Genomic DNA, 16,793 nt, shown 5'->3' with positions numbered 1-16,793 from the left:
ACAGAAGTACCGGTGTCATCGATATTGTCGCGCGAGGCATGTCCGTGCCCTTTCAGTCCCTTATTCCGTCTTGATGCACCGAACGCCGAAACCGGGGTTCGGTGCGTGATTCGCGGCATCTAGTCCGGCTGCCGCCCAAGGAGTTTTCGTGAGCGATATAGCCGTCGAGGCCCTCGATACCCAAACTTCCCTGGAAGCGCCGTCGCGAGCCGCCATCGCGCTGGTGACCTTGGCTCTGGCCGTCGGCAGCTTCGGCATCGGCACGGGCGAATTCGTCATCATGGGACTTCTGCCCAACGTCGCCGGCACCTTCGGCGTCAGCACGCCGGAAGCGGGCCATGTGATCAGCGCCTATGCCCTCGGCGTCGTTGTCGGCGCGCCGATCATTGCCGTGCTTGCCGCCAAGATGGCGCGGCGCACGCTGCTCCTGCTGATGATGGCGATCTTTGCCGCCGGCAATATTTCCAGCGCCTTTGCGCCGACCTTCGAAAGCTTCACGATACTGCGCTTCATCACCGGCCTGCCGCACGGCGCCTATTTCGGCGTTGCCGCGCTCGTCGCCGCCTCCATGGTGCCGGTCCATCGCCGCGTCCGCGCCGTCGGCCAGGTCATGCTCGGTCTCACGATCGCGACGCTCATCGGCACGCCAATTGCTACCTTCCTCGGGCAGATGCTCGAATGGCGCGCGGCCTTCATGATGGTCGGCGGCGTCGGCCTCGTCACCATGCTGCTCATCGCCCTCTTCCTGCCAAGGGACAAGGTCGAGGAAGGCGCCAGCATCACCCGCGAACTGGGTGCGCTGAAGCGTATCCAGGTTTGGCTTTCGCTTGCCGTCGCCGCCGTCGGCTTCGGCGGCATGTTTTCCATCTTCAGCTACGTCGCGACGACGACCACCGACGTTGCCGGCCTCGGCACCGCCATGGTGCCTGTCGTGCTTGCGCTCTTCGGCATCGGCATGAATGTCGGTAACGTCGTTGGTTCGCGCCTCGGCGACATCTCGATCAAGGGAACGATCGGCGGCATGATGATCTTCAACATCGTCATCATGACGCTCTTCTCGCTGACGGCTGCCAATCCCGTCATGCTCTGCATCTGCGTCTTCCTGATCGGCTGCGGCTTCGCCGCCTGTCCGGCCGTGCAGACGCGCCTGATGGATGTGGCGGCGGATGCGCAGACGCTGGCTGCGGCCTCCAATCACTCCGCCTTCAACATCGCCAATGCGCTCGGCGCCTGGCTCGGCGGCCTCGTGATTTCCTGGGGCTTCACGGCTGCTGCGACCGGCTATGTCGGCGCGATCCTCTCAGTTGGCGGCCTTGCCGTCTTCGCTATCTCAGTTGGCCTGGAGCGCCGCACCGGACACGCATGAGCCTGCGGGGGCAGCCAGCTCCTGCCTGCCATTATGGCAGAACACGTTCTCCTCGCCCCATACTGCCATTGCCTTGATGATTGGCTGCAAGCTGGCGCCGAGCGGCGTCAGCGCATAATCAACGCGCGGCGGCACCACTGGAAAGACGGTGCGTGAGACCAGCCCGGATTCCTCCAATTCCCGCAATTGCTTCGTCAGCATGCGCTGCGTCACCGACGGCAGCTTGCGGCGGATTTCGTTGAAGCGCAGCGTTCCCTCCATCAGGTGAAACAGGATCACGCCCTTCCATTTACCGTCGAGCAGGCTCAGCGTCGCCTCGACCGGGCATCCCGGAAAATTCCTGACAAGCTTGGAACGGGGAACCGACATCGACAGTATCCTTTTTGTACCTACGTACAGAATTTGTGCATTCTTGCGCCTTTTGACGATAATGCGCATCTAGCCTCTGTGCAACGAACCCAGGAGCTTCTCCCATGCGCGCAGTCGCCTACAAGCAACCGCAACCCATTTCCGCAGAGACATCGCTGGTCGACATCGAGCTGCCGATGCCCGAGGCAAAAGGTCATGACCTACTCGTCGAAGTGAAGGCCGTTTCCGTCAATCCGGTCGATGTCAAAGTCCGCGCCAATGTCGCCCCGCCCGAAGGCGAATACAAGATTCTGGGCTGGGATGCCGCCGGTATCGTCAAGGCTGTAGGTCCCGATGTCACCATGTTCAAGCCGGGAGACGCAGTCTTCTATGCCGGCGCCATCAATCGCGGCGGCTCCAATGCCGAATTCCATCTCGTCGACGAGCGCATCGTCGGCGCCAAGCCGAAGAGCCTCGATTTTCCGGCGGCCGCCGCATTACCGCTGACCTCGATCACCGCTTATGAGGCGCTGTTCGACCGGCTGAAGGTGCAGGACCCGGTTCCCGGCGTCGCCAATGCCATCCTCATCATCGGCGGTGGCGGCGGGGTCGGGTCGATTGCCATCCAGATCGCCCGCGCGCTGACCGATCTCACTGTCATCGCTACGGCGTCGCGGCCGGAAACGCAGGCTTGGGTAAAGGAACTCGGCGCCCATCACGTCATCGATCATTCGAAGCCGCTTGCGCCTGAGATCGAGGCGCTCGGCATCGGCGCTCCCGCCTTCGTGTTTTCGACGACGAACACGTCAGACCACATCGGCTCGATCGTCGAAGCCATCGCGCCGCAGGGCCGGTTCGTCCTGATCGACGATCCGAAGACGCTGGATGTCGTGCCCTTCAAGCGCAAGGCGGTGTCGATCCACTGGGAGCTGATGTTCACCCGCCCCCTCTTCAACACGGCCGACATGATCGAACAGCACAGGCTACTGACGAAGGTCGCCGAGCTCGTGGATGCCGGCAAGATTCGCTCGACGCTGACGGAGACCGGAGGCGCGATCAATGCGGAAAATTTGAAGAAGGCGCATGCCCTTGTCGAGACCGGCAAGATGAAGGGCAAGGTCGTCCTCGCGGGCTTCTAAAGGCGGAAATGCAGGACAATTCAGGCCGGATGCGGAACATCCGGCCATTGCAATTCAACGCATTTGCACGACGCTTTGTTGCATCGCACAAACTTTCAGCCGCCTAAACAAATTTTTACTGCGACATTGTGCCTTTAAACGCTTCCACCTCTTGACTTTTTATGCCTTCGGCGCGACTTCTCCGAACGTGGGGAACAGCGTTTTCCATACCGATCAACCGGAGTCATCTTTCGATGCCTAGCGACAGTAGTAGTCGATTGCCTTTGCCGTCAGTAGCATTCGTGCACTAACCGACTCCTGTCGGCTCGCCACGATCCGCTACGACGGCGGATCGACCGGAAAGGCGAGCTATAATGAACATCAACAGCTTTCCCGCACGGGCCGGCAATGCCGCTCGTGCCTTCATCAATAACAACCGTGCCGTAAGCATCGCGGAACGCGTCGAGTCCTTGAACGTGCTCGATGTGGCAGAGGCTGCGCGCATCCTCGCCAAAATGCCGGAAGAGCGCGCCGTGCGCATTCTCGACCGGCCTGAACTGCGCAACGCACCCGCGATCCTCGAAGTCATGGGCAATGCGGATGCCGCACGGCTGCTGCATGGCATGTCCAACGACCGCGTCGCCGACGTGCTGCTCGAAATGGATGTCGAGACGCGCGGACGGCTTTTCGCCACGTTCGACGAGCATGCCCGGCTGGCAATCCAGGGCCTGATGGGCTATCCGCCACGCACGGCCGGCGGCATCATGACGACGGAATTCGTCAGCGTTCTCGCCAGCTGGACCGTTGCGCAGACACTCGATCACGTTCGCCAGGTCGAGCGCTCGCGCGAAACCGTCTACGCCATCTATGTGCTCGACGACGAGACGCATGTGCTGCTGCACGTCGTGACGCTGCGTCGTCTCATCACCGGCGAGCCCGATGCCTGTATCCTGACGGTTGCGCAAAAGGGCACACCGGTCACGGCGCCGCCGCTGATGAAGCAGGAGGATGTCGCCCGCCTGATCCGGCGGCACGATCTGCTGGCGCTTCCGGTCGTGGATGATAAAGGCATGATGCTCGGCATCGTCACGGTCGATGACGTCATCGACACGATGATCGCCGATACGACCGAGGACGCGCAGAAGTTCGGCGGCATGGAAGCGCTCGGCCAGCCCTATATGAAGATCAGCTTTGCCGGCATGATCCGTAAGCGTGCCGGCTGGCTCGCAGCCCTCTTCCTCGGGGAAATGCTGACGGCAAGCGCCATGCAGCACTTCGAGGGCGAGCTGGAAAAGGCCGTCGTGCTGACCCTGTTCATCCCGCTGATCATGAGCTCGGGCGGCAATTCCGGCTCGCAGGCGACATCGCTAATCATCCGGGCGCTGGCGCTCGGCGAACTCAAGCTTTCCGATTGGTGGCGCGTGGCGTTCCGCGAACTGCCGACGGGCATCGTGCTCGGCGCGATCCTCGGCCTCGTCGGCTTTGCCCGCATCGTGCTCTGGCAGAACATCGGTCTCTTCGACTATGGCCCGCACTGGCAGCTGGTCGCCCTTACCGTCTTTGCGGCCCTGATCGGCATCGTCACCTTCGGTTCGCTCGCCGGCTCGATGCTGCCGTTCATCCTGCAGAAGCTGCGGCTCGACCCGGCCAGTGCATCGGCGCCCTTTGTCGCCACATTGGTCGATGTTACCGGCCTGGTGATCTACTTCTCGGTCGCTCTAATGATCCTCAGCGGCACGATGCTCTGAGGATGACGAAACTCCCACGACAAAGGGGCCGGCGACGGCCCCTTTTCATTTTCACTCCGGCACCGGCAGTTTCAGCACGCCATTGGTCTTGAGGGTCCGGATCGCGAAGTTCGAGCGCAGATCGACCACGCCCGGAAGGACCAGAAGTTTTTCCGACATCACCTTTTCGTAAGCGGCAAGATCCGCCACCACGACCTCCGCCAGGAAATCGGCCGTGCCTGAAATCAGATGGCAGGCGACGATTTCCGGAATGGCAAGCAGTGCCGCCTGCTGCGCTTCCGAATTCTCCTTCGAGTGATGACCGACCTTGAGTTCCACGAAGACCGTCAGGCCGAGACCGGCTTCCTTGCGGTCGATATCGGCGCGGTAGCCGCGCAGAAGCCCTGATTTTTCCAGATTGCGGATACGCCGCAGGCAGGGTGATGGCGAAAGATTCACCCGCTCGGCAATCTCGACATTGGTGGCGCGCGCATCCTCCTGCAGGCAGTTGAGGATCGCAATATCGAATTTATCCAGTTTTAGCATATCCAATAAACCCAATTGCCAATATTGGCATATTATTGCTGATAGCATGATTTCTGAGCCATAACTAGCAAGGACATGCCTCGGCTTTCGGCGCTATCTTTTCCTCATTCGAAAGTTAATCGGATCGTTGGAAGGATATGTCGATGACCGCTTTGTCTCTCTCCACCCGCAAGGCAACCCCAACCGCGATCGGCTATGCGGGCGCCGTCGTCACCGTATTGATCTGGGCGAACTGGATTCTGGCCACGCGCCATACGGCCGAAACCCAGATGAGCACGATCGACCTTGGCCTGCTGCGCTATGGCGTGCCGGCGCTGGTGCTGGCCCCCGTCTGGTGGCGGACCGGCCTGCTGCCGAAGGGCGTACCGTTGAAACTGCTGGTGCTGATGGTTTGCGGCTCCGGCGCCCTCTTCTTCCAGCTGACCACCCTTGCCATTCAATTCACGCCCGCCTCCTCGGCCGGCATCCTGCTCGGCGGCTCCATGCCGCTGGCAACCGCTCTGATCGGCGTGCTGATCTTTCGTGAACGGCTCGATGTCACCCGCTGGCTCGGCCTTGGCGGCATCGTCGCCGGCGTCGTGATCCTGCTTGCCCGCAGCCTCTATGGCGTGCAGATCTCCTGCGAGGGCTTCACGCTGCTGCCGCTTTCCGCCGTGCTCTGGGCAAGCTACACCCATGCCTTCCGCCGCTCCGGGCTGAACGCCGTGCAATCAAGCGCCATCATCGCCGTCTGGTCGTTCCTGATCCATGTCGGATTGGCCGCCATCTTCGGCAGCTCGCTGACGTCGGTGCCGCTGCCGGAAATCGGCCTGCAGATCGTCAGCCAGGGCCTGCTGTCCGGCCTTGCCGCCACCCTCGCCTATGGCCTTGCCGTGCAGGCTCTCGGCGGCACGCAGGCCGCAGCCTTCACCGCCATCACGCCAGTCCTCGCCACGATCGGCGGCGGCTTCCTGCTTGGTGAGGAAATCGGAACAGCAGGGATTGCGGCGGCGATCGTAACCGGCGCGGGCGTCGCACTCTCCACTGGCCTGCTCGCCCGGAAGTCCGTTCAGCACTAATTCGCACCTTGCGGAAATACGGAGCGGTTCAGCGAAATACTGAATCGCTCTTTCTGTTTGTTCCAACGCAATTCAGGGAACAAAGATCAAAATCGAACCGCCATAGCCACGCGTCTGAGCGGATCGGCGCCGTAGGCAACCTCATTTTCCAGAATCTGCGTGAGAACGGCTGGCCTATCCTCGCCCTCCAGGATGCGAAATCCCACAGAAGCGTAGAACGGCGCATTGAAGGCCACCTGCCGGTCCGTCGTCAGAGTGACGCCTGAGGCTCCTTGCGCTCTCGCCGCGGCAATGGCTGTTTCCATCAGCCGGCGTCCGACGCCTCGCTTCTGCCAGCGCCTGATGACATCGATTTCGGCTATATATATGGAACCGTCCTTCCGTAGGCCGGCCAGGAAACCAAACGGCTTGTTATCGCCGTCGACGGCAACGAACAGCAAGTCTTCCGCCAGGGATTGTCGCAGGGTGTCGAGAGGCAGGGTTGTCGGCTCGCAGGCGACAGCGCCGGCCTCATGCAGAGCCCAAAAGGCATCGATCTCGATATCAGCAAGCAAATGCAGCTCGCCGGCCCTGGCTGGGCGGATCAGCCAGGTGTCTTGCCCGATCTCGGTCATCGCATCTCACATATTCGGATAGACCGGCCCCTCGCCGCCCTGTGGCGGGACCCAGTTGATGTTCTGGTTCGGATCCTTGATGTCGCAGGTCTTGCAGTGGACGCAGTTCTGGGCGTTGATGACAAAGGTTTCCTTGCCGTCTTTCTCCACCCATTCATAAACGCCCGCCGGACAGTAACGCGTCGACGGACCGGCATAGACGTCGTGTTCCGACGATACCTGCAGCGCCATGTCCCTGACCTGCAGATGCACCGGCTGGTCTTCCTCGTGATTGGTGTTCGACAGGAACACCGAGGAAAGACGGTCGAAGGTCAGCACGCCATCCGGCTTCGGATAGTCGATCTTCGTGTGCTTGGAGGCCGGCTCCAGGCTCTGCGCATCCGTCTTGCCATGCTTCAGCGTGCCGAAGAAGGAGAAGCCGAGGAGCTGGTTCGTCCACATGTCGAGACCGCCGAGCGTCACGCCGATCGCCGTGCCGAATTTCGACCATAGCGGCTTGACGTTCCTGACCCGCTTCAGATCCTTGCCGATGTCGGAAGCACGCCATTCGTTCTCGATCTCGATCACCTCGTCATTGCCGCGACCGGCCGCGATCGCCTCGGCGATCCTGTCGGCCGCCAGCATGCCCGACAGCACCGCATTGTGGCTGCCCTTGATGCGGGGAACGTTGACGAAGCCGGCCGAACAGCCGATCAGGGCGCCGCCTGGGAAGGTCAGCTTCGGCACCGATTGGTAACCGCCCTCGGTGATGGCGCGGGCGCCATAGGAGATGCGCTTGCCGCCCTCGAAGGTGCCGCGGATCGCCGGATGCGTCTTGAAGCGTTGGAATTCCTCGAAGGGATAGAGATAGGGGTTCTTGTAGTTCAGGTGCACGACGAAGCCGACGGCAACCAGATTGTCCTCCAGATGATAGAGGAACGAGCCGCCGCCGGTTTTCATGCCGAGCGGCCAGCCGAAGGAGTGCTGCACGAGACCCTTTTTGTGGTTCTCCGGCTTGACCTCCCAGAGTTCCTTGACGCCGATGCCGAACTTCGGCACATCGCTGTTCCGCGACAGATCGAACTTGGCAATGAGCTGCTTGGCGAGCGAGCCGCGCACGCCCTCGCCGATCAGCACATATTTGCCAAGCAATGCCATGCCGCGCGTATAGTTCGGGCCGGGCTCGCCATTCTTCTCGATGCCCATGTCGCCGGTGGCGACGCCGATGACGGCGCCCTCGTCATTATAGAGCACTTCGGTCGCGGCAAAGCCGGGATAGATCTCGACGCCCAGCGCCTCGGCCTTCTCGGCCAGCCAACGACAGACATTGCCGAGCGAGACGATGTAATTGCCGTGATTGCTCATCAGCGGCGGCATCATGAAATTCGGCAGGCGGACGGATCCGGCGGGGCCTAGGAACAGGAAGTGATCGTCCGTCACCTCGGTCTTGAAGGGATGCCCCTCCTCTTCGCGCCAATCCGGCAGCAGCCGGTCGATACCGATCGGGTCAACGACGGCGCCCGACAGGATATGCGCGCCGACTTCGGCCCCCTTCTCGAGCACGACGACGGTCAGATCCGGGTTGATCTGCTTCAGCCGGATTGCAGCCGACAGGCCCGCAGGCCCCGCGCCGACAATCACAACGTCGAATTCCATGCTCTCGCGTTCCGGCAGCTCGCTCGCGTCAGTCATTCATCTTCTCCGCTTGGCGGCGTCCGATGATATCGGATCGCAACCTTGTCCCCTTTGGGCGTCTTCCCCGTTTCGATTATCTCTTGTCAAAACGGGAGAGGATTGTCGAGCCGGGAAGCGACAGGCAATCCTCCAATTCGTCCACCGCGCGAAACAAGTTAAATTACCCTTACGTCAACGTCAATATTCTAATGGTATTTGTCGCCATCTCCGGAGCGTGACTTCCATAATCGCCCGATGGCGCTCTATAAGAGCCGATCGGGAATTCCGTATAGCATGAAGGGTGATCAAGATGGATCTTCGTATCGGCGGAAAGCGCGCGCTGGTGCTTGCCTCATCCAAGGGGCTCGGCCATGGGATCGCGGTAGCGCTGGCCCGCGAGGGCGTGAACGTCCTGCTCTGCGGCCGCAGCGGCGAAAGGCTTGACGGCAATTGCAGGGCCATCAATGCCGAAGGCAAGGGTCGCGCGGATTGGATTTGGGCCGACCTCAACGACGAGAACTTCGTTGATGTCGTCACCAAGGCTGCAACCGAGAAGCTCGGCGGCATCGACATTCTCATCAACAACAGCGGCGGCCCGACGCCTGGAACGACGGAGGATATGACCGCCGACCGGCTGGAGACCTATTTCATCTCCATGGTGTCGCGGATCATCACGCTGACCAACGCGCTGCTGCCAGGCATGAAGGCACAAGGCTGGGGGCGCATCCTCACGGTCGCCTCCTCCGGCGTCATCGAGCCCATTCCCAACCTTGCGCTCTCCAACACGCTGCGCCCGGCCCTTGCCGGATGGAGCAAGACGCTGGCGAGCGAAGTGGCGGCGCATGGCATCACGGTGAACATGCTTCTGCCGGGCAGCATCGCCACCGACCGATTGGCCGAGCTTGACACGGCTGCTGCCAAGCGTGGAGGCCGGAGCCTGGAAGACGTCAGCGCCGAGCGTCAGCAGCGCATTCCCGTCGGCCGCTATGGCCGTGTCGAAGAATTCGCTGCAACGGCCGCCTTCCTCTGCAGCGAACCGGCAAGCTACGTCACGGGAACATTGGTCCGTTGCGACGGCGGGGCTGCAAAGTCACTTTAAGGTCGCCAACCGCGAACAAAAGAAGGGGCTTTTTAAGCAGGCCCCGACAACACAATTACGTGAGCGATGACGGCAACCTGCTATGAGGTTTGCGACCACCTCTCCACTGTAAATACCGCATCCAGCCGTCGAGCCGTCCGATTATTACATGACGGCAATCAAAAAGTAGTCATTTGACTATTTGTTGCACTGCACAAACGAAAGCAATCCCAAAGCTTTCCAAGCTTTAATTTTTCGTCCTGCCGAACTGTGGTAAATTGGGCTGGATCAACGTTCACGAATTCACGTTATAGGGACAGAATTACCGAACGTTAGCGGTAACAGCGATGTGATGAATTGCGGCGAAGCTCGTCTTTGTTGTGCGACGCAATAAATACACTTCAACGTCATCGCGCTTCCCGCAACTCGCCTCGACCGGTTCTTTAATATGAAAAAATTCTGGCTTCCCCTCGGCCTTCTTGTCGTCGCCGCCCTTGTTGCCTGGGGCTATCGCGACCGTATTCCTTTTCTTTCCGCATTTGTCGACCAAGCATCCGCAGAGACCAAAGACGCCAGCAAGACGACGCAAGCGGGCGGTCACAAGCGCGAAGCCGTCGCCGTCAAGTCCGTTGCCGTAACGAAAAGGTCGTTGGCGAACGATGTGACGGCCACCGGCTGGGCCGATGCGCAGGACACCACCACCATAGCCGCACAGGAAGCAGGCCTGATCACAGAGATCGAGGCGCAGGATGGCGCCATGGTCAAGGCGGGCGACCTGATTGCCAAGCTCGACCCGCGCACAGCGCAAGCCTTGGTCGATAAGGATAAGGCAAACCTCGCCAAGGATCAGGCAACCCTCGTCGAGGCGGAAGCAGCGCTTACCCGCGCCAAGAACCTGCTCAACAATGCCGGCACGCAGCAGACGGTCGATCAGGCGGTCGCGGCACGCGATACGGCCGTTGCGACAGTCAACGGCGACAAGGCGCAGCTCGCATCTGACCAGGTGCTTCTGGAGCATACCGAAATCCGGGCGCCGTATGACGGCCGCCTCGGCGATGTGCAGCTCAGCGTCGGCGCCTATGTCAGCGCCGGGACCGCGATTGTTTCGATCGCGCAATATGACCCGATCTACGTCAAGTTCCATTTGCAGGAAAGCCATCTTCGCGAACTCGAAGAGGCCATGAAGGGCGGCACCGTGCCGGTCAGCACCGTGCCGCGGTCCGCCGAAGGCAAGACGCGCCAGGGCGCCATGAGCTTCTACGACAACCAGGTCGATGCGGCTTCCGGCACCATTCTCGCCAAGGCGAAGTTCGACAACGCGAACGGCGCCATCTGGCCCGGCCAGTCGGTCAACATCGTCATGCACTTCAACGACAACCAGCCGGTCATCGTCGCGCCCACTGTTTCGATCAGCCCCGGTCCGGATGGCTTTTTTGCCTATGTCGTCAAGGATGACAAGGTGCATCTGACGCCGGTCACGGTTGCTAGGCAGAACGGCGCATTTACAGCAGTCGCCAAGGGCCTCTCGGAAGGCGACCATGTCGTCACGGAAGGACAGGTGCAGCTGAATGACGGCCAGAGCGTAGTCGAGCAGTTCAGCGATGGCACGCCGCGGAAAGTCGCCTCGGCTGACGATCAGTCGGGTCAGAAAACCGAAACGATTTCCGTCGGAGCACAGCAATGATTCCCGCCTTCTGTATCCGACGGCCGGTCGCGACGACGCTTCTGGCCCTAGGTGTGATCATGGCTGGCCTGGCGGGATACCAGCTTGTTCCCGTGGCCGCACTGCCGCAAGTCGACTTCCCGACCATCAACGTCACCGCACAGTTGAATGGCGCCTCGCCGCAGACCATGGCGACGTCGGTTTCGACGCCGCTGATCAAGCAGTTCGAGACGATCCCCGGCATCAGCGAGATTTCGTCGACCAACTCGCTCGGCAACACCAGTATCGTGCTGCAATTCGACCTCAGCCGCGATATCGATGCCGCCGCCGCCGACGTTCAGGCGGCAATCTCGCACGCGACCCGACAACTGCCTGATAACCTGACGACGCCACCGAGCTACCGCAAGACCAACCCCGCGGACGCACCGATCATGCTGCTGGCCGTGCAGAGCGATACGATGCCGCGCAGCAAGCTCGACGAGATCGCCGAAGACATCATCTCGCCGTCACTTTCGACACTTCCCGGCGTGGCGGAAGTGACTGTTTTCGGCGCCCAGACTTATGCCGTACGCGTCGAAGTCGATCCCGCCAAGCTGCAGAACCGCAGCATAGGCATCGACACCGTCAATAGTGCGCTCGTTAACGCCAATAGCCAGGTCCCGGTCGGTACTCTGCGGAACAATTCGCAGAGCATGACCATCAATTCCGATACCCAGCGCACCAATGCCGAGGAATTCCGTTCGCTTGTCATCGCGAATCCAAAAGGCGCGCCGATCCATCTCGGCGATGTCGCCGACGTGCAGGACAGCGTGGAGAACACCAATACCGGCTCCTGGTATGACGGCAAGCGCGCGATCATTCTCGCCATCCAGCGCCAGCCGGATGCCAATACGGTCGACGTGGTCGATGCCATCAACGCCAAGCTGCCGCAATTGCATGCGGAAATACCGGCATCGGTGAAGACGACCGTCATGAACGATGCGGCGCAGCCGATCCGCGATGCGATTTCCGACGTCAAATTCACGCTGCTGCTGACGATCGGCCTTGTCGTGCTGGTGATCTATCTCTTCACCGGTCACGTCACGGCGACGATCATCCCAGGCCTTGCCGTGCCTCTGTCGCTGATTGCGACATTCGGCATGATGTATGTGCTAGGATACAGTATCGACAATATCTCGCTGCTAGGCCTGACGCTTGCGGTCGGCCTCGTGGTGGACGACGCCATCGTCATGCTCGAGAACATATTGCGCCATGTCGAAGAGGGCATGCCGGTGCTCGAGGCGGCGCTGAAGGGGTCGGCTGAAGTCAGCTACACCATCATCTCGATGTCGATCTCGCTGATCGCGGTGTTCATCCCGATCCTCTTGATGGGCGGCGTCGTCGGCCGCATCTTCAACGAATTCGGCATGGTCGTCGCCATCGCCATCGTGTCTTCGGCCATCGTTTCGCTCACCGTCACGCCCATGCTCAGCTCCCGTCTGTCGGCGGGCCATGGCGAGCCGCCCTATCCGGTGCGGCTCTTCAACATGGGCTTCGACTGGACCCAGCGCGGCTACGACCGAGGCGTTGCCTGGTGTCTGCGCCATCGCGGCACGGTGCTCCTGAGCTTCCTCGGCTCGGTGGCGCTTTCGGTATACCTCTTCATGGTCCTGCCCGCGAGCTTCTTTCCGACGGAAGATATCGGCCGCCTGACGGTCTCCACGCAGGCCCGGCAGGATATTTCCTATCCGGCAATGCAGGACCTGCAGAACCAGGCCGCCGCGCTCGTGAAACAAAACCCGGCCGTTGCCCACGTCATGTCCATCGTCGGCGGCAATGCGCGCCAGCCGCTGAACAACGGCACCATGTATGTCGAGCTGAAGGCGAGAGACCAGCGCGAGCCGCTGGACAAAACCCTGCGGGAGCTGCGCGCCAGCATCAGTAAGATCGCCGGCCTGAAAGCCTACATCACCCCGCAGCAGAGCCTGCGCTTCGGCGGCCGCCAGACGGCCAGCCAGTATCAGCTCGTCATCCAGGCGCTGAGCGCCGAGCAGACTAATCTCTGGGCCAACAAGATGCTCGACGCGATGCGCCGCGATCCGCGCTTCACGGATATTGCCTCGGATGAGCAGAACAACGCCCTGCAGGCCAACATCGTCGTCGATACCGAAAAGGCAGCACAATACGGGATCAACAACAACCAGTTGCGCACGTCGCTGCAAGAAGGCTTCGGCGGTTACGTCGCCGCGCAGATCCAGTCGACCGGCGACAGCTATGACGTCATCGTCGAGTTCGACACGAGCAAGCCCTGGGACGACCAGAAGCTTCAGGAAATCCAGATCGCGTCTGCGAGCGGCGCGCTCGTTCCGCTGTCGAACTTCGCCCATGTCGAGCGCACGACAGGCCCCGTCACCATCAACCAGACTGGCCAGCTCGTCTCGACCACCGTATCCTTCAACCTGCCGGCCGGCGAAGCGCTCGGCGACGCCACGGCACAGATCGAGCAGATCAAGAAGGATCTGAACGTGCCGGCGGATGTCTTTACATCCTATGGCGGCACTGCCCAGATCTTCCAGCAGTCGCAGGGCAGCACGCCGTATCTGATCCTGGCCGCCGTCCTCACGATCTACGTGGTCCTCGGCGTTCTCTACGAGAGCTTCATCCATCCGCTGACCATTCTCTCCGGTCTACCGGCTGCCGCTCTCGGTGCGCTGCTTGCGCTGAAGGTCTTCGGTTTCGACCTGTCGATCATCGCGCTGATCGGCCTCCTGATGCTGATCGGCATCGTCAAGAAGAACGCGATCATGATGATCGACGTGGCGCTTGAAACGCTGCGATCGAGTGCCGGCATGTCGCCGGCGGAAGCGATCCACGAAGCCTGCGTTCGCCGTTTCCGCCCGATCATGATGACCACCTTCTGCGCCCTGCTCGGCGCCCTGCCGATCGCGGTCGGCGGCGGCGCAAGCTCCGAGCTGCGTCAGCCGCTCGGCATCGCTGTTGTCGGCGGCCTGGTGGTCTCGCAGATCCTGACGCTGTTCATCACGCCGGTCATCTTCCTGGAGATGAACCGCCTGAACGACTTCCTCGGCCGCCTGGGCAAGCGCAAGGACAAGGATCCGCACCGCAAGGAGCCGCCAGCGGCTATCGCCGCCGAGTGACAGCAACGGGCGCCGAAAGCGCCCGTTTCTTTTGCAAGGAACCGGAAGCGCTTCGCCCCTGAAACGCTCGCGATGGATACTGCGACCAGCGAAAATAAAAGCGCCCTCTCGTCTTGAACTTGACGTCCAGCCATGGCATGACGCGCCCTCTTTGCGACAAGGGCGCGTCTTGCGTCTCACACGGGGCTTGGCCCCAATCCAGACAATTTCGACGGAAAGGAGTGCGGGCATGGCTCGGGCGCTTGGTTTCGACTTCGGCACGACGAACACGGTTCTGGCAAAGGCCGATGGAGCCGCGACGCAATCGGTCGCCTTCCATAGCGCGGCAGGCACGGCAGACAGCATGCGCACGGCGCTCTCCTTCATGAAGGATCCGGGGCTTGGCGCGGCAGCATTGAAGGTCGAGGCCGGGCATGCGGCTATCCGGCAATTCATCGACAATCCCGGCGACTGTCGCTTCCTGCAGTCGATCAAGACCTTTGCGGCGAGCGCGCTCTTCCAGGGCACGCTGATCTACGCCAAGCGGCACAGCTTCGAAGACCTGATGGAGATTTTCGTGCGGCGCCTGCGCGCCTATGCCGGAGACAATTGGCCGGGCGACATTTCCCGCATCGTTACCGGCCGCCCTGTGCATTTCGCCGGCGCCAATCCGGACGCCGCTCTTGCCACGCAGCGTTATAATGCGGCACTGACGCGCTTCGGCTTTCCGGAAGTCCATTATGTCTACGAACCAGTGGCAGCCGCCTTCTACTTCGCCCAGCATCTGAAGAAGGATGCGACCGTGCTGGTGGCGGATTTCGGCGGCGGCACGACCGACTATTCGCTCATCCGCTTTGAAACGCAGGCCGGAAAGCTAACGGCCACGCCCATCGGCCACTCGGGCGTCGGCATCGCCGGCGATCATTTTGATTTCAGGATGATCGACAACATCGTCTCGCCGGCGATCGGCAAGGGCAGCTACTTCAAGAGCTTCGACAAGCTGCTGGAAGTGCCCACCTCCTACTACGCCAATTTCGGGCGCTGGAACCAGCTTTCGATCTTCAAGACCTCGCGCGAATATGCCGACCTGAAGACGCTCGTGCGCAGCAGCCTTGAGCCGGAGAAGCTTGAGACCTTCATCGAACTCGTCGAACATGACGAAGGCTATCCGCTCTATCAGGCCGTATCGGCCACGAAGATGGCTCTTTCGAGCGAGGAAGAAACGGAATTCAACTTTCCGCCGCTCGGCAAGGCCGGCCGCAAGCATGTTCGCCGGGCTGATTTCGAGAGCTGGATTGCCGACGACCTTGCCCGCATCGAGGGCGCGCTGGACGACGTGCTGACGACCACGAACACATTGCCCGACGCCGTCGACAAGGTATTTCTTACCGGCGGCACGTCTTTCGTGCCGGCGGTGCGGCGCATCTTTACGGAGCGTTTCGGCCAGGAGCGCATCGAGACAGGCGGCGAACTGCTGTCGATCGCCCACGGCCTTGCCCTGATCGGCGAGCGGGACGATATCGCCCAGTGGACGGCCTGACATAGCACCCGTCCCGCTCTTTCGTTCCTGCGCGGCTTTAGCTAAAGTTCAGCGATGATTTCCGCCAGCGACCTCACCCCCGCCGAGCTTGCCGCGCTTCTGCATTTTCATGCGGATGCCGGCGTCGATTGGCTGCTGGAGGAACAGCCGGTGGATCGGTTTGCCGAGTTCGAGGCCATGCGCGCCGCGCGGCAAGGGGCAAGAGCGCCTCAGCAACGAGCCGACGCGCCGCCACCCGTGGCGAAGGCGCAGCCTGATCGTCGGCAGGCTGCAAAGCCGGCGGCGGTGGCGATTTCACCGACTGCGCCAGCGCGCGGCGCGCCGGCAATTCCAGACGAGCAGGCCGTGGAGCAGGCCCGATTCGCCGCCGAAAGCGCACGGTCGCTCAGCGAATTGAAAACCGCGATCGAAGCTTTCAACGGCTGCAATCTCAAGAACAGCGCCCGCTCGACGATCTTCGCAAGCGGTACGGCGGAGGGCCGAATCATGGTGATCGGTCCGATGCCGAGCGCCGACGATGACAGAGAAGGCGCACCGTTTTCCGGCCGCGCCGGCCTCTTGTTGGACAAGATGCTGGCCGCCATCGGCCTGCAACGCGATGGGATCCTGCTCGCCAACGTCATTCCGTGGCGGCCGCCCGGCAACCGCGCGCCATCCGCGCCCGAAATCGAGATATGCCGTCCGTTCATAGAACGGCAGATTGCGCTCGCTGAGCCGAAAGCCTTGTTGCTGCTCGGCAATTTTACCGCCCGATACTTCTTCGGTGGGGGCGAAACCATTCATGGACTGCGCGGACAGTGGCGCGAATTAAGCATTCTCGGCCGGACCGTGCCGGCGATCGCCAGTCTTCATCCGCAGGAACTGCTGACCGCGCCGATCAACAAGCGTCTGGCCTGGAACGACCTGCTGGCCTTCAAAAATTATATCAACGCCGAAATATTAGGCTGATTTCCACCACGATTAACA

The 16,793-nt window shown here is 61.4% G+C and carries 13 protein-coding genes; 9 read left to right on the top strand and 4 right to left on the bottom strand.

Features of this window, described 5'->3' with window-relative positions:
• Positions 1 to 157: 157 nt before the first annotated feature.
• The gene (locus tag CCGE531_RS06090; RefSeq protein ID WP_245459081.1) at positions 158 to 1,366 is read left to right on the top strand and encodes an MFS transporter; all 1,209 of its coding nucleotides are present in this window, start codon (positions 158 to 160) and stop codon (positions 1,364 to 1,366) included.
• Here the strand turns inward: CCGE531_RS06090 and CCGE531_RS06085 are convergent.
• Positions 1,331 to 1,735, bottom strand: a complete 405-nt coding sequence (locus CCGE531_RS06085; protein ID WP_120666545.1) for a helix-turn-helix domain-containing protein — start codon at positions 1,733 to 1,735, stop codon at positions 1,331 to 1,333. The genes CCGE531_RS06090 and CCGE531_RS06085 overlap by 36 nt on opposite strands.
• 104 nt (positions 1,736 to 1,839) lie before the next feature.
• On the opposite strand from CCGE531_RS06085, the gene CCGE531_RS06080 reads away from it, so the two are divergent.
• Both CCGE531_RS06080 and mgtE read left to right on the top strand, forming a co-directional pair.
• The gene (locus CCGE531_RS06080; protein WP_120663384.1) at positions 1,840 to 2,853 is read left to right on the top strand and encodes a zinc-binding alcohol dehydrogenase family protein; all 1,014 of its coding nucleotides are present in this window, start codon (positions 1,840 to 1,842) and stop codon (positions 2,851 to 2,853) included.
• Between the two features lie 353 nt (positions 2,854 to 3,206).
• Entirely contained in the window at positions 3,207 to 4,580 is a 1,374-nt protein-coding gene (gene mgtE / locus CCGE531_RS06075; RefSeq protein ID WP_120663383.1) for a magnesium transporter, read from the top strand.
• A gap of 51 nt (positions 4,581 to 4,631) precedes the next feature.
• Here the strand turns inward: mgtE and CCGE531_RS06070 are convergent, their stop codons facing one another.
• Entirely contained in the window at positions 4,632 to 5,105 is a 474-nt protein-coding gene (locus CCGE531_RS06070; RefSeq protein WP_120663382.1) for an Lrp/AsnC family transcriptional regulator, read from the bottom strand.
• A gap of 143 nt (positions 5,106 to 5,248) precedes the next feature.
• On the opposite strand from CCGE531_RS06070, the gene CCGE531_RS06065 reads away from it, so the two are divergent.
• On the top strand, positions 5,249 to 6,163 hold the full coding sequence (locus CCGE531_RS06065) for a DMT family transporter (protein ID WP_120666543.1): 915 nt from the start codon (positions 5,249 to 5,251) through the stop codon (positions 6,161 to 6,163).
• Positions 6,164 to 6,249: 86 nt separating this feature from the next.
• Here the strand turns inward: CCGE531_RS06065 and CCGE531_RS06060 are convergent, their stop codons facing one another.
• Positions 6,250 to 6,777 carry a GNAT family N-acetyltransferase gene (locus tag CCGE531_RS06060; RefSeq protein ID WP_120663381.1) on the bottom strand — a complete coding sequence of 176 codons (528 nt, stop codon included), beginning with the start codon at positions 6,775 to 6,777 and terminating at the stop codon, positions 6,250 to 6,252.
• A gap of 6 nt (positions 6,778 to 6,783) precedes the next feature.
• Positions 6,784 to 8,448, bottom strand: a complete 1,665-nt coding sequence (locus CCGE531_RS06055) for an electron transfer flavoprotein-ubiquinone oxidoreductase (protein WP_120663380.1) — start codon at positions 8,446 to 8,448, stop codon at positions 6,784 to 6,786.
• Between the two features lie 292 nt (positions 8,449 to 8,740).
• On the opposite strand from CCGE531_RS06055, the gene CCGE531_RS06050 reads away from it, so the two are divergent.
• From CCGE531_RS06050 to CCGE531_RS06030, 5 genes are all read left to right on the top strand, one after another.
• The gene (locus tag CCGE531_RS06050; RefSeq protein ID WP_120663379.1) at positions 8,741 to 9,529 is read left to right on the top strand and encodes an SDR family oxidoreductase; all 789 of its coding nucleotides are present in this window, start codon (positions 8,741 to 8,743) and stop codon (positions 9,527 to 9,529) included.
• A gap of 427 nt (positions 9,530 to 9,956) precedes the next feature.
• Positions 9,957 to 11,192: an efflux RND transporter periplasmic adaptor subunit gene (locus CCGE531_RS06045; RefSeq protein ID WP_120663378.1), complete on the top strand. Its 1,236-nt coding sequence runs from the start codon at positions 9,957 to 9,959 to the stop codon at positions 11,190 to 11,192.
• Positions 11,189 to 14,308, top strand: coding sequence for an efflux RND transporter permease subunit (locus CCGE531_RS06040; RefSeq protein ID WP_120663377.1), 3,120 nt, complete (start codon positions 11,189 to 11,191; stop codon positions 14,306 to 14,308). Before CCGE531_RS06045 ends, CCGE531_RS06040 begins: the two co-directional genes overlap by 4 nt.
• 229 nt (positions 14,309 to 14,537) lie before the next feature.
• Complete coding sequence (locus CCGE531_RS06035; RefSeq protein ID WP_120663376.1) at positions 14,538 to 15,827, top strand: Hsp70 family protein; 1,290 nt, start codon at positions 14,538 to 14,540, stop codon at positions 15,825 to 15,827.
• Between the two features lie 54 nt (positions 15,828 to 15,881).
• On the top strand, positions 15,882 to 16,775 hold the full coding sequence (locus CCGE531_RS06030) for a uracil-DNA glycosylase (RefSeq protein WP_120663375.1): 894 nt from the start codon (positions 15,882 to 15,884) through the stop codon (positions 16,773 to 16,775).
• Positions 16,776 to 16,793: the final 18 nt, after the last annotated feature.

Source organism: Rhizobium sp. CCGE531, from assembly GCF_003627795.1.
Classification (GTDB): domain Bacteria; phylum Pseudomonadota; class Alphaproteobacteria; order Rhizobiales; family Rhizobiaceae; genus Rhizobium.
Note: the sequence above shows the minus strand (reverse complement) of the source record. Positions and strands in the feature narration are given on the sequence as shown.